The following is a 12598-nucleotide window of genomic DNA, read 5'->3' as shown; positions in this document are numbered from 1 at the left end:
GAGCAGTGCCTGCCGGCCGGGAGCGGTCGATCATGGGTGCATGACATGGCCGGCTCGACCGGGCCTTGCAGCCCTTGCAGCAGTCCTCCTCGCTGCGTGTGCGATACCGGGGAACCCCGGTGCCGAGCCCGTCCCCGCGCCCGGCCCCGACCCTTCCGCCGCCGAGCCTGCGTCCGCGCCGGCTCCCGCTGCCCATACCGGCGACCGCGAGCTGATCGGACAGGGCACGGTGCTGCAGGTCGGCGACACCCCGCCGCGATTCTGCCTCGGCGGTGTCATGGAGTCCTATCCGCCCCAGTGCAGCGGACCCCGGATCGACAACTGGGACTGGGCACTCGCCGGGCAGTCCGAGACGGCATCCGGCGTCACCTGGGGCGCCTACGCGGTGACGGGCACGTGGGACGGCACGGTCCTCACGAGGACCGGCGCGCCGGTCCCACTGTCCCTCTACGACGCCCTGCCCTTCGAGGATCCCCGTCTCCCCGAGGGGGGACGGGGCCCGGCGAACCCGCAGGAGCTGGAGCGGATCCAGCAGGAGCTCTTCTCCGGGGCCGGTGACGACCTGCCGCTCAGCGGAGAAGTCCGCGACGGGTACCTCACGATCACGGTGGTGTACGACGACGGCTCCCTCCAGGCGCGCTGGGACGCCGACTACGGCGTCGGCGTCGTCGTCGTGCTGTCCGCGCTGCGTCCGCTGACGTGAACGGGAATACCCGCTCATTCCCGACTCGTCCAGTCGCAGAAAAGCCCTGCAGAGGGTGCAGTGCCGATGCCAGAATGAAGAGAACAAGGGTCCCCGGCACGCGCCGGTGCTTCCCCGGATAGTCAGGAAGCCGGCTGCCGAGGGTACCTTGCCGCGCTGCCCGCCGGGTGGCGGCTACCGAGCGGCTTCCTGCCCCCGTCCGGGCCGCCCGAAGGAATCCGCCAATGCAAGGCTTGCTCACCTATACCGCGATGAGGCACGCGGACCTGCCCCTGGTGCTCGTCTGGGACCATTTCCTGAACATGGGAGGGTCCGTCGGACAGTTCGAGGTCGATGCCTACCTCCACGGGATGATGACCCTCCCCGATGCCGACCGGGACTGCGTCGCGCAGGCCGTGAACGAACTCCTCGACGACCGCGCCAGAATGGGCCCGCGCGCCTGCTGCCGCGCCCCCTACAGCGGTTCCGCGGCCGGCGGCTCGGGGAGTGCTTCCACCTTCAGCACCTGCACGGCAGCAGGCTACAGCCGTCCCGGGGCCGTCACCCTGCCGGACGGTCCTCCCGGGACCGCAGCACGTCGGGTCCACCAGCCTTCGCCGCAGCTACCCGCCCGTCGGACAGTGCGCCGGGAACGGTGACCCATCCGGAGCAGTTGCCGGCGGCTCGGGCGCGCCCGGACGAGGATCATGACGCCCGATCACCACCGTCGCCCCCTCGTCCTCGAGGCTGCGGGACCAGGCATCGAAGCCCTCGTCCCGCAGGAGCCGGAGGCACTCCTGCTCCTGGTCCTCTCCCACCTCGAACAGGATGTGCCCACCCGGGGCCAGCCAGTCGGGTGCCCCGCGTGCCACACTGCGTTGCACCTCCAGTCCGTCCTCCCCACCGTCGAGGCTGATCAGGGGCTCGTGCACCCTCGCCTCAGCCGGAAGGGTCTGCAGGCGTGCTGAGGGCACGTAGGGCGTGTTGCAGAGCAGCGTGTCCACGGTCCCCTTGAGGGACACGGGTAACGGGTCGAACAGATCGCCCTCGTAGAGCTCCGCCCGGAGGCCGGCGACGTTGTGCCGGGCCAGGGTGACGGCGGCCGGGGAGATGTCCGAGGCGTGCAGCCGCAGACCCTGCACGACGTCCGCGAGCGCCACTCCGAGCACCCCGCAACCGCAGCAGAGGTCCAGGACGGTCGCCCCCGCCGTCGTCAGGTCCGCGGCGCAGGCGACGAGGAATGCCGATCTCTGGCGCGGTACGAACACTCCCGGTCCCACCTCCAGCCTCAGCCCACGGAAGTCCACCCAGCCCAGGATGTGTTCGAGCGGAAACCCGGAGACCCGGCGGTCGAGCATCGCAGCCAGGGCGTCATCCGTGGCGCCGCTCCCCGCGAGCACGCGGGCCTCGTCCTCGGCGAACACGCAGCCCGCGGCACGGAGCCGCACCGTCAGTTCGGCCTCCGTGAGGCGGAGAGTGGCAGGAGGGCCCTGCAGGTGGTGCGGCATCGAAGGGCCCTTCGGCGGAGGCGGCCTGGCACCACGAGGATAGCGGCGATCAGGTGTCCGTGTCGCTGTGGGCCATGGCCACCGGCTTGGACTCCACGCTCCCGCGTTCGCGCAGGTAGACGGACGCCCCGATCATCAGGGCGATGACCATGCATTCGCTCTGCCAGTTCTGGAAGGACTCGAACCAGAACCGCGACGTGCTCATGTAGCCCAGCACAGTGGTCCCGGGCTCCCCAGTGCCCCATTCGTGAGCAGGAGGCCGTGGTCCCGCATCCAGTGCTTCATCGTGGTACCCGTCCTTCCGTTGACCAAGTGCACTTTCGCGTCTCCTCACCGCTAGGAAGGGCACGACGGCGGCGGCAAGCGGAACCTGCGCCGCATCAGGAGTTGCACAGTGCTCCCGAGGCCCCCCGGTCGCGGGTGCGGCGGGCTGCGGATAGCCTGAACCGCATGGAACGCGTTGCGGTGATCTCGGATCTCCACGGGAACGTCACGGCCTTCACGGCCGTGCTGGAGGATCTCCGGCACCGCGGCATCAGCACCGTCTACAACCTCGGCGACGTCGCCGGGAAGGGGCCCCGCGGTTCGGAGTGCGTGCGCCTGAGCCGCCTGCACTGTGCCGTCACGGTGCGCGGCAACTGGGACGATTTCCTGCCCGGCGAGGCGCCTGAATGGCGCGACGACGCCGGCTGGTGGTGGCACAACGAGTTGACGCCGGAGGACCGCCGCTGGCTGCAGTCGCTCCCGCTCTCCCACGACATCGTGCTGAGCGGGCGGCGCATCCGGATGTTCCACGCATCGGCGAAGAGCGTCTACCACCGCGTGCATGCCCGGCACACCGACGACGACTTCGAGGGGATGTTCGCGGCGACGGAACTGACCGGGAAGGGGCCCCGGCCGGACACGGTCTGCTACGGCGACATCCATGACGCGTTCGTCTCGACCTACCGGGGCCGCACGCTCGTCAATGTGGGGAGCGTCGGCAACCCGCTGGACGAGCCGCAGGCGTCCTACGTGATTCTCGAGGGGGAGCCGGACGGCGGTCGGTCGGCGCCTTTCGGCATCCAGTTCGTGCGCGTGCCGTACGACATCGAAGCGGAGATCGCGGCCGCCGCGGCGCTCGGCATGCCGGCCCTCGAACCCTACGCGATCGAACTCCGTACCGCCGTCTACCGCGGGCAGCATGCCGTGTTGGGGCTGCGTCTGGAGCCGTGAGGCGGACTGTCGGTCGGGAGCCGGCTGCTTGACTCCTGACCGGCGGCCCCATGTCCGTGCAAGCACCTCGATGTATTCAGCGTCAGTCGGCGGACAGGTCCGGGCCATTTGCTGCGTACTTCCAGTGTCCGCCGTGCTCCTCACGCCCTGAGGTGAGCTGCCCCGAGATCGCCTCAGCTTGACAGTCGAACTCCCGGGGTGGGGCCGTCGGCGACGATCACCGGGGAGCCTGCGGAACTCGGTAATATTTCCTTGACCGTTTAGCAGCAGGCGGTCCACCACGTTCCCTTGCCCGGCATCGCGCGTGGCTCAAAAGGGTTGACGCAAAGGTTTTCCCGTTGGTTGATCGTGAAAGAGACAGGGGCCCGGCGGTTCCGGGCCTGCTCCAGGACATGGTCCTCGACAGCGCCGATGTCGAGGACTTCCTGACGAAACTGGTGAAGATCGCGGGTTCCACCCTGTCGGCCGAGGACGACGAGGTCCTGTGCGGCGTCACCCTGCTGCGGGCGCGGACGAAGACGACGGTCGCGACCAACGGCATCGAAGCCCAGAAGATGGACGAGGTCCAGTACGAGTACGACGACGGACCGTGCCTGCGCGCGGCACGCAAGGGCGTCGTCCACTACGTCAGTGATTTCGACACCGAGGAACGCTTCCCCGAGTACAGCAGGGCGATCAGCGGGCACGGCATCAAGTCCGCCCTGGGCGTTCCGATTCCACTCGAGGGCGAGGCGACGGCGGCACTGAACTTCTACTCGCCCCTGACGGATGCGTTCAGCGAGGAGGCGATCGACGCTGCCCGGAGGTTCGCCGAGGAGGCCTCGGTGTCGCTCCGCCTGGCGGTGCGCATCGCCAAACTGACGGATTCGAGCGCCGACATGCGTGCCGCGATGGAGAGCAGGACCACCATCGACCTGGCCGTGGGTGTGATCATGGGGCAGAACAGGTGCTCGCAGGACCAGGCGATGTCGATCCTCAAGGCGGCCTCCAGCGCGAGGAACATCAAGCTCCGGGACGTGGCGGCCTCCGTTCTGCAGTCACTCGGCCACGGGCCCGCGAAGACGCATTTCGAGTAGGGCGGACTCCGGGGAACGGGGAACGGGGAGCGATGAACGAAGGACGCCGGCCGGTTCGACCGGATCACCCGGCGGGCTGCGGAACGGTTCGGGTGTGAAGTGGCGACCCTCGCGCTGTTCGCGGACGACCGTCAGTTCATCAAGTCTGCGGTGGGTGAGGCGGACCAGGACCTCGAGCTCCTCGCGCAGGAGATGCAGCACGAGGTGTTCCCGGGCTGGAAGGCGTGGAGCATCCTCCGAGCGTCCCGTCAGCCTTCCGCGAAGGGCCGGTCCGTCAGCCGCACATCCACGGTCTCCGTCTCCGAACCCCGTCGGGCCTCGACGGCGACCGTCTCGCCCGGGTCGTGCCGGCGCAGCGCCGCGAGGAGGTCCTCGGGCGCCGACAGGTCCTCGTCACCGATCCGGGTGATGATGTCACCCGGCCGGATCCCGGCGTCGTCCGCCGGTCCGCCCTGCGACACCGACAGGACCACCACACCCGTGGTGTCCTCGAGGTTCAGCTGCTGGGCGATCTGGGGCGTGATGGCTCCCGGTGCCAGCCCCATGAACGCGTGGTCCGCCGTGCCGTCCTCGCGCAGTTCCTCGGCCACCTCCGTGGCGGTGGGAGCCGGGATCGCGAAGCCGAGCGCCACAGCGCCCTGGGACGGCGGGATGTACGCCTCACTGATGCCGATGATCTCGCCACGGCCGTTCACGACGGCGCCGCCGGAGTTGCCCGGGCTGATGGCCGCGTCTGTCTGGATGAGGTCGACGAGCGACTGGCTCGTGGACGCGGACCCCGGGATCTCGCGGTGCAGGCCGGAGACGATGCCCGACGTCGCGGTGTTCTCGAAGCCGAGGGGCGATCCGATGACGACGGCGAGTTCGCCGATCCGCGGCAGGCCGGACTGGAAGGTCGCTGCGGGGAGGTCGGTGCGGTCGGCACGCACGAGCGCCAGGTCGGAGACGGCGTCTGCGGCCTCGACCGTCCCTGACACCCGCTGTCCGTCGGCGAAGGCCACCTCGACGTCCTCGTTGCCCCTGATCACGTGCTCGTTGGTGAGGACGAGGCCGTCCTCGGTGTAGATCACGCCGCTGCCGAGGCCGCCCTCGGTGAAGATGGTGACCACCGAGGGCTGCACCATGTCGACGATATCGGGGATGCTCATGTCCGCCTGCTGTCCGTCCGATTGCGTCCCGCCCGAGGACGATTCGCCCGACGAGGCGTCCGCCGTGCCCTGCACCTGGGGTGGGGCACTCGACGCGGAGTCGGTGGGGCCGCCGTCGGTGCACCCGGTGACGGCGAGCAGCAGGGCGAGGGTCAGCGGAACGGCTGCGGTCCGGGTGCCGGCATTCGTCGTCATGCAGTGATCCTCCTCGGTACGTCCCCGTCGACGGGGCAGCAGGGCGCATGCGGCGTCCGCGTCACGCGGTATCCGCTCCTGCCTACGACCGTACGAAGGGCATCACCCGGTGGACAAGAAGGAAAAATGGAGCCGCGGGACTGGACAGGAGAGGATGTCCCGCCCGCGCATCCTGCGGAGGCGTGCCGACGCTGACGTGGAGCCTACGAGCGGCCGTCGGCGTCCCGGTCGGGGCGGCGCAGGGGATGCTCGCGCCACGCATCGCGTTCCGAGGGGGCGGGGCCGTAGCCGGGGCGCAGCAACGGCTCGTCGGGATCGTCCTCGGGATTGCGCTTCCGCGGGGCGCCGTGCCGGTGGGTGAGCCAGTAGCCCCAGCCGATGCAGGCCGCCGCGGCAAGGATGATGAGGAGGCCGATCGCCAGGAGCAGGGGTGCCGCCGCCGGCGCCGGCGTGCCGGTGGACTCGGCGCGGGCGAAGTCCGACACTGCCTGGGGGACGAAGAGCGTGCTGAGGAACAGCAGGACCAGTCCTGCCAGGTACTGCCTGGTGCCGAGCTTCATGACTCCCCTGGTGTCCGTGCGGGCGGTTCGGGTTCCTCCAGCTTAGGCCCTGCCGCCGCCCCGCCTAGGCTGGACTGGTGCACGAGACCCTTCCCGGCAACCGCCTGCTCAGCCGCAGTATCCTCCGCCTCGCCGTGCCCGCGCTCGGTGCCCTCATCGCCGAGCCGCTCTTCCTGCTCGCCGACTCCGCGATCGTCGGGCACCTCGGAGTCGCCGAGCTCGCTGGGGTAGGACTCGCCTCCACGGTGCTGCAGACCGCCGTCGGGCTCATGGTCTTCCTCGCCTACTCGACGACTCCCGCCGTCGCGCGCCTCCTCGGAGCCGGCCGCCTGCCGGACGCGCTCGCGGCAGGGCGCGACGGCGTGGGTCTCGCCGTCGTGCTCGGGCTCCTGCTGTCCGGCATCGGTTGGGCCACGGCGCCCCAGCTCGCCTCCCTGATGGGTGCCGAGGGCGCGGTGCACGCGTTCGCCGTCGACTACCTGCGCTGGTCCATGCCCGGTCTCACCGCCATGCTCCTGGTGCTCGCCGCGACGGGTGTGCTGCGGGGGCTGCAGGACACGCGCACGCCGCTCGTCGTCGCGGGCGCGGGCTTCGGCGTCAATATCGTCCTCAACTACCTGCTCGTGTACGGCGCCGGGATGTCGGTGGCCGGCTCCGCCCTCGGGACGAGTCTCGCCCAGTGGGGCATGGCGGCCGTGTACGTCGTCCTGATCGTGCGGGCCGCGCGGAGGGAACGGGTGCCCCTGCGGCCCACCCTCCGCGGCATCCGCGCCACAGCGGGCGTGGGCTCGTGGCTCATGCTGCGCACCCTGTCCCTGCGGGTGGCGATCCTCGCCACCGTGTTCGTGGCGACGTCGCAGGGGCCCCTCAGCCTCGCTTCGCACCAGCTGGTCATGACCGTCTTCACCTTCCTCGCCTTCGCGCTCGACGCGCTCGCCATCGCCGCGCAGGCGCTCATCGGCAAGGAACTCGGCTCGGGGAACCGGCCCCTGGCACACGCGCTGACGCGGCGGATGATCATCTGGGGGGTGGGGTTCGGTGTGCTCACCGGAGGGCTGCTGGCCGCCGTGGCACCGTTCCTGGGCTGGATCTTCACACCGGATCCCGCCGTGCAGGCAGCCTTCGCCGCCGGGCTCTGGGTGCTGGCAGCGGCCCAGCCGGTCTGCGGGTTCGTCTTCGTGCTCGACGGCGTCTTCATCGGTGCCGGTGATGCCCGCTACCTGGCCGTCGCGGGTGTCGTGAACCTCGTGGCCTACCTGCCGCTGCTGGTCCTCGTCGCCACGGCGGACCTCACGGGCGCGGAAGGGATCGTGTGGCTGTGGCTCGCCTTCGGCGTCGGCTACATGCTGGCCAGGGCCGCCACCCTGGGCTGGCGTGTGCGGGACGACCGGTGGATGGTGACCGGTGCGACGCGCGGCAGGGCTGCGCGCGCCGCATAGCCGCCGTCGCGCTCCGTCCGGTAGCGCAATCCCCGCGCGGGCGGGACCATTGTCACGGGAGCCGCGGAATGGCGTCCAGGAAGACCGGAGGCAGGGAATGTCCGAGACGACGGTGGAGCAGCTGCTGGCGGAACTGTCCGCCCTCGAGGATCCGCGGATGCGCGCGGTGAACGAGAAGCACGGCGACGACCACGGCGTGAACCTGTCGGCCGTCCGTGCGATGGCCAGGCGCCTGAAGACCCAGCAGGAGCTGGCCCGCGATCTCTGGGCCACGGGTGGAACCCCCGCACGGCTGCTGTCGCTGCTGGTCTGCCGGCCGAAGGATTTCGGGCACGACGAGCTGGACACGATGCTGCGCGAGGCCCGTGTTCCGAAGGTGCACGACTGGCTCGTGAACTACGTCGTGAAGAAGAGCCCGCACGCGGAGCGGCTCCGGATGGAATGGAGGGCGGACGCGGATCCCGTGGTCGCGAGCGCGGGATGGGCGCTCACGGGCGAACGGGTGGTGAAGAATCCGCAGGGCCTCGACCTCGACGGCCTCCTGGATGAGATCGAGGCGGAGATGAAGGAGGCCCCCGACCGGCTGCAGTGGGCCATGAACACCACGCTGGCGCAGATCGGGATCGAGCACGCCGGCCACCGGGAGCGAGCCCTCGCGATCGGAGAGCGGCTGGAGGTCCTCAAGGACTACCCGACGCCGCCGAACTGCACGTCCCCGTTCGCCCCGCTCTGGATCAACGAGATGGTGGCCCGGCGGGGATCCTGAGGCAGCGGGCCCGCTCCGGTGCACGCGAAGGGGAACCGGGCGAGGAATTAAGTTAGGCTTTCCTTGCCAAATTCCCACCGGGGTCGCCGTACTGCCCCTCGCCGAGAAGAGCCCCCGATGCACCCGCGCCCCCTGATCGCAGCCACCGCAGGGCTCACCGTCCTCACAGCCGCACTGACCGGTTGCGGCATCATCGGCGGACAGTCGGCCGATCTCCAGATCTACTCCGCCCGCCACTACGACCTCGAGGGCGCGTTCGGGCAGTTCACCGACGAGACGGGGATCACCGTGGAGTTCATCAGCGGTGACGACGCCGAACTCCTCGAACGTCTGAAGGCCGAGGGAGCTGACACGCCGGCCGACGTCTTTATGACGGTGGACGCCGGCAACCTCTGGAACGCGGCCCGGCAGGGCGAACTGGCCGAGCTCGACTCGCCGGTGCTCGACGACGCCGTGCCCGAGGACCTCCGCGACGCGCAGGGCCAGTGGTACGGACTGGCCATGCGCGCCCGCACGGTCACCTACAACCCGGATGCCGTGGATCCCGCCGAGTTCGACGCCACCGAGACCTACGCGGGGCTGGCCGACCCGAAGTGGAAGGGACGGCTGTGCATGCGCGACGCCACCTCCGCCTACACCCAGTCCCTCGTCGCGAGCCTGATCGACCTCCACGGCCGGGAGGAGGCCCTGAAGATCGTCCAGGGGTGGGTTGCCAACGACGTGGAGATCATGGGCAATGACGTCCTGCTGCTCGAGGCCATCGATGCCGGATCCTGTGACGTGGGCATCAACAACCACTACTACCTCGCCCGGACCCTCGCGGAGAACCCGGACCTGAACGTGGACCTGTTCTGGGCGAGCCAGGAGGGGGCGGGGACCCACGTGAACATCTCCGGTGCCGGCGTCGTCGAGGGCTCGGACAACGCCGAGGACGCGCAGCGGCTCATCGAATGGCTCGCCACCGACGGGCAGAACCCCTTCGTGGACGGGAACCACGAGTACCCGGTCAACCCCGCGGCGGCACCGGAACCGCTGATCGCGGAGTTCGGCGAGTTCAAGCGCATGCCGCTGAACGCGGAGGCCTACGGTGACCTCAACGCGGAGGCCGTCGATCTGCTCGCCGAGGCCGGATACAAGTGACCGGCACGGGGGTCCTTGCGGAGGCGAGGACCCCGACGCGTAGCCTCCGCCGGACGTCCGGAGCCGGGCGTCCGGCGTGGTCCGCCTTCGTCGTCGTCGTGGCACTGATCGTCGCCACGCCCGTCCTGGCCGTCGTGCTCGACGGCGTGGGCAGCGTGGGGGATACCGCCCCGCCGCGAGGAATCGTCGCGATGGTGCTCACCACTCTGGCCCTCATGGTGGGCGTGGCAGCGGGTACGCTCCTGGTGGGCGGCGGGCTGGCGTGGTTGGTGACCGCGTACCGTTTTCCCCTCCGGAACGTCCTGGTGTGGCTGCTCGTCCTGCCCCTCGCGGTGCCGGCCTACATCCTCGGCTTCGTCTTCCTCTCGGTCTTCGACGTCTCGGGACCGGTGCAGTCGGCGCTGCGCGCTGTGCTGGGCCCCGATGTCTGGGTGCCGGAGGTGCGCTCCCTGCCGGCCGCGGTGCTGGTGATGTCCCTGTCCCTGTACCCCTATGTCTACCTCCTGGTGCGTGCGGCGCTCATCGAGCAGTCCGCCGGCACCTACGATGCGGCGCGCACCCTGGGTGCCGGGCGGGGGCGGACGCTGCGCCGGGTGCTGCTTCCGCTGGCGCGGCCGTCACTGGCGGCGGGACTGTCCCTGGTGATGATGGAGACGCTGACCGACTTCGCGACGGTGCAGTACTTCAATGTGCAGACCGTCTCCGTGGGCGTCTACCTCGTCTGGAAGGGCACGTTCGACTTCCATGCCGCGACCCAGCTGGCGGTCCTGGTGCTGCTGTTCGCCGTGGCCGTCCTGACCGGTGAGCGGGCGCTGCGCGGCCGTGCGCGCTACCACCAGCAGGGCGGGCGGGGACAGGGCCTGCAGCCCGAGCGGCTCCGCGGCGCACGCGGCTGGGCGGCGACCGCGCTGTGCATCGCGGCTCTCGCCGCGGGCTTCCTGATCCCCGTGCTGCAACTGCTCGTATGGGCGGTCGGCGAGGCAGGGAAGTCCGGCGTCCTGGCAGACCCCCGTTTCGGCGAGTACCTTGCCAGCACCCTGCTCGTCGCATCGGTGACCGCCGTGGTCTGCGTGGTGCTCTCGGTGGCGGTGAGCCATGCCGTGCGCATCAGCGGGGGGCGGATCGCCGCCTCCGCGGCCCAGCTGACCACCTTCGGCTACGCCGTCCCGGGCGCCGTCGTGGGCATCGGGGTCCTGATCGCGTTCGCGGCGGTCGATACGGCCCTCGAGCGCGCCGGCGTCCCGGGTGGCACGGGGATCCTCGTGACCGGGTCGGTCCTGGGCATCCTCTACGCCTACGTGATCCGCTTCCTCGCCCCCGCCTACCAGGCGGTGGACGCAAGCCTCGCGAAGATACCCCCGACCGTCACGTTCGCGGCCCTGAGCCTCGGCGCCACTCCGCGCCGGATCCTGGCCCGCGTCCATGCCCCCCTTGCCAGGCCCGGGGTGGCCGTGGCCCTGATGCTGGTGATGATCGACGCCGTGAAGGAGCTGCCCATCGTGCTGCTGCTGCGGCCCTTCGGTTTCACGACCGCGTCCGTGTGGGTCTACGAACTGGCCCGCGAGAACTTCTGGGAGAAGGCCTCCTTGCCCGCGCTGGTCATCGTCACCGCCGCGATCCTGCCCGTCGTCGTCCTCGTCCGCCAGGCCCGCTGGGCCGAGACCCATGGGAGGGCGGGCGCATGACTCCACGGATGACGGAAGCCCGGCTCCCCGCCGACGGCGTCCCTGCCGCCCTGTCGCTGGAGGGGGTGTCCAGGCACTACGGCCGGTCGGTGGGGGTGGATGCACTGGACCTGACGGTCACGGCCGGCGAACTCGTGACCCTGATCGGCCCGTCGGGCTGCGGCAAGTCGACGACCCTCCGCCTGGCCGTGGGACTGGAACGGCCGGACGCCGGCATCATCCGGGTCGCAGGCAAGGTGATGGCCGACGGGCGCCGCTTCGTGGAACCCGAGCAGCGCCGGGTGGGGCTGGTGTTCCAGGACCATGCCCTCTTCCCGCACCTGACGGTCGCCCGCAACGTGGAGTTCGGCCTCGACCGGCTGGGTCGTAGCGAACGACGGGCGCGGGCAGGTGAGGTCCTGGACCTCGTGCGGCTGTCCCACCTCGCGCACCGCTATCCCCATGAGCTCTCCGGCGGCGAGCAGCAGCGGGTGGCCCTGGCCCGTGCGCTGGCGCCCCGGCCAGCCGTCGTGCTCCTCGACGAGCCCTTCTCCAGCCTGGACGAGTCCCTGCGCGCGCAGGTGCGCCGCGACACCGTGGCGACCCTGCGCGAGACCGGCACCACGGGAGTGCTCGTGACCCACGACCAGACCGAGGCCCTCTCCGTGGGCAGCCGCGTCGTCGTCATGCGCGACGGCGTCATCGAACAGGCCGATACGCCGGAGAAGGTGTTCGAGCAACCCGCGACCCGCTTCGTCGCCTCCTTCATGGGCGATGCCGACTTCCTCCCGGCGCACGTGCACCGCGCCCTGCTGACCTGCGAGATCGGGATCGTCTCGACGGTCCCGGGATGGGCGAACAGCGATCTGGACGTCGACGTCGTGCTGCGGCCGCACGAGGTGGCGTTGCGGCCGGACCCGACCGCGTCCGCCCGTGTCAGCGCGGTCGAGTACCACGGCGCGTTCGTGCTCCACCATGTCCGGCTGGCCTCCGGCCGGACCCTGCGCTCGTGGCAGCCCCACACCGTACGCCACCCGGTGGGAACTGCAGTAGCCGTCTCCGTCACCGCGGGTACGACGCCCACGCTGCTCCTGGGCGACCGGGCCATCACGTCTCCGCCGCCGAGCAGCTCGCTGGCACGGCCGTCATCCGACCCCCTTCCGCTACGTTAGGCCTCCACCTTGTTGACTGATCCCGGGACGGCA

Annotated in this window: 13 protein-coding genes; 9 read left to right on the top strand and 4 right to left on the bottom strand. The window is 70.4% G+C overall.

Features of this window, described 5'->3' with window-relative positions; translation table 11 throughout:
• The first annotated feature begins 40 nt into the window (after positions 1-40).
• On the top strand, positions 41-703 hold the full coding sequence (locus ACX80H_RS09555; RefSeq protein WP_459312850.1) for a hypothetical protein: 663 nt from the start codon (positions 41-43) through the stop codon (positions 701-703).
• A 224-nt stretch (positions 704-927) separates the two neighbouring features.
• Positions 928-1341, top strand: a complete 414-nt coding sequence (locus ACX80H_RS09550) for a hypothetical protein (RefSeq protein ID WP_459312848.1) — start codon at positions 928-930, stop codon at positions 1339-1341.
• On the opposite strand, the gene ACX80H_RS09545 is transcribed toward ACX80H_RS09550, so the two are convergent.
• Positions 1306-2190 carry a putative protein N(5)-glutamine methyltransferase gene (locus tag ACX80H_RS09545; RefSeq protein ID WP_459312846.1) on the bottom strand — a complete coding sequence of 295 codons (885 nt, stop codon included), beginning with the start codon at positions 2188-2190 and terminating at the stop codon, positions 1306-1308. The genes ACX80H_RS09550 and ACX80H_RS09545 overlap by 36 nt on opposite strands.
• Positions 2191-2239: 49 nt before the next feature.
• Positions 2240-2524 carry a DUF6766 family protein gene (locus ACX80H_RS09540; RefSeq protein ID WP_459312844.1) on the bottom strand — a complete coding sequence of 95 codons (285 nt, stop codon included), beginning with the start codon at positions 2522-2524 and terminating at the stop codon, positions 2240-2242.
• Positions 2525-2640: 116 nt separating this feature from the next.
• On the opposite strand from ACX80H_RS09540, the gene ACX80H_RS09535 reads away from it, so the two are divergent.
• Positions 2641-3405 carry a metallophosphoesterase family protein gene (locus ACX80H_RS09535; protein ID WP_459312842.1) on the top strand — a complete coding sequence of 255 codons (765 nt, stop codon included), beginning with the start codon at positions 2641-2643 and terminating at the stop codon, positions 3403-3405.
• 338 nt (positions 3406-3743) lie between these two features.
• Positions 3744-4481, top strand: a complete 738-nt coding sequence (locus ACX80H_RS09530; RefSeq protein ID WP_459312840.1) for an ANTAR domain-containing protein — start codon at positions 3744-3746, stop codon at positions 4479-4481.
• 248 nt (positions 4482-4729) lie between these two features.
• Here ACX80H_RS09530 and ACX80H_RS09525 read toward each other — a convergent pair whose 3' ends face one another.
• Both ACX80H_RS09525 and ACX80H_RS09520 read right to left on the bottom strand, forming a co-directional pair.
• Positions 4730-5824, bottom strand: a complete 1095-nt coding sequence (locus ACX80H_RS09525; RefSeq protein WP_459312838.1) for a S1C family serine protease — start codon at positions 5822-5824, stop codon at positions 4730-4732.
• Between the two features lie 203 nt (positions 5825-6027).
• Entirely contained in the window at positions 6028-6384 is a 357-nt protein-coding gene (locus ACX80H_RS09520; protein ID WP_459312836.1) for a hypothetical protein, read from the bottom strand.
• A 77-nt stretch (positions 6385-6461) separates the two neighbouring features.
• Here ACX80H_RS09520 and ACX80H_RS09515 point away from each other — a divergent pair, with 77 nt between their 5' ends.
• The 5 genes from ACX80H_RS09515 to ACX80H_RS09495 all read left to right on the top strand — a co-directional run bounded on the left by ACX80H_RS09515 (position 6462) and on the right by ACX80H_RS09495 (position 12565).
• Entirely contained in the window at positions 6462-7823 is a 1362-nt protein-coding gene (locus ACX80H_RS09515) for an MATE family efflux transporter (RefSeq protein WP_459312834.1), read from the top strand.
• A gap of 97 nt (positions 7824-7920) precedes the next feature.
• Positions 7921-8589 (top strand): DNA alkylation repair protein, encoded by a 669-nt coding sequence (locus tag ACX80H_RS09510; protein WP_459312832.1) that lies wholly within the window; start codon positions 7921-7923, stop codon positions 8587-8589.
• Positions 8590-8706: 117 nt separating this feature from the next.
• Positions 8707-9729, top strand: coding sequence for an extracellular solute-binding protein (locus tag ACX80H_RS09505; protein ID WP_459312830.1), 1023 nt, complete (start codon positions 8707-8709; stop codon positions 9727-9729).
• The gene (locus ACX80H_RS09500; protein WP_459312828.1) at positions 9726-11414 is read left to right on the top strand and encodes an ABC transporter permease; all 1689 of its coding nucleotides are present in this window, start codon (positions 9726-9728) and stop codon (positions 11412-11414) included. Before ACX80H_RS09505 ends, ACX80H_RS09500 begins: the two co-directional genes overlap by 4 nt.
• Positions 11411-12565, top strand: coding sequence for an ABC transporter ATP-binding protein (locus tag ACX80H_RS09495; RefSeq protein ID WP_459312826.1), 1155 nt, complete (start codon positions 11411-11413; stop codon positions 12563-12565). Before ACX80H_RS09500 ends, ACX80H_RS09495 begins: the two co-directional genes overlap by 4 nt.
• Positions 12566-12598: the final 33 nt, after the last annotated feature.

This window comes from Arthrobacter pasteuri (assembly GCF_054510955.1).
The sequence above is the reverse complement of the archived record's forward strand: the minus strand, read 5'-3'. Positions and strand labels throughout refer to the sequence as shown.

What these genes read in the sequence shown, in the direction of transcription:
- ACX80H_RS09535 (WP_459312842.1), top strand. Translation starts at nt 2,641, where the DNA reads ATGGAACGCGTTGCGGTGATCTCGGATCTCCACGGGAACGTCACGGCC.
- ACX80H_RS09545 (WP_459312846.1), bottom strand. Translation starts at nt 2,190, where the DNA reads ATGCCGCACCACCTGCAGGGCCCTCCTGCCACTCTCCGCCTCACGGAG.
- ACX80H_RS09525 (WP_459312838.1), bottom strand. Translation starts at nt 5,824, where the DNA reads ATGACGACGAATGCCGGCACCCGGACCGCAGCCGTTCCGCTGACCCTC.
- ACX80H_RS09495 (WP_459312826.1), top strand. Translation starts at nt 11,411, where the DNA reads ATGACTCCACGGATGACGGAAGCCCGGCTCCCCGCCGACGGCGTCCCT.
- ACX80H_RS09505 (WP_459312830.1), top strand. Translation starts at nt 8,707, where the DNA reads ATGCACCCGCGCCCCCTGATCGCAGCCACCGCAGGGCTCACCGTCCTC.
- ACX80H_RS09510 (WP_459312832.1), top strand. Translation starts at nt 7,921, where the DNA reads ATGTCCGAGACGACGGTGGAGCAGCTGCTGGCGGAACTGTCCGCCCTC.
- ACX80H_RS09555 (WP_459312850.1), top strand. Translation starts at nt 41, where the DNA reads ATGACATGGCCGGCTCGACCGGGCCTTGCAGCCCTTGCAGCAGTCCTC.
- ACX80H_RS09550 (WP_459312848.1), top strand. Translation starts at nt 928, where the DNA reads ATGCAAGGCTTGCTCACCTATACCGCGATGAGGCACGCGGACCTGCCC.
- ACX80H_RS09520 (WP_459312836.1), bottom strand. Translation starts at nt 6,384, where the DNA reads ATGAAGCTCGGCACCAGGCAGTACCTGGCAGGACTGGTCCTGCTGTTC.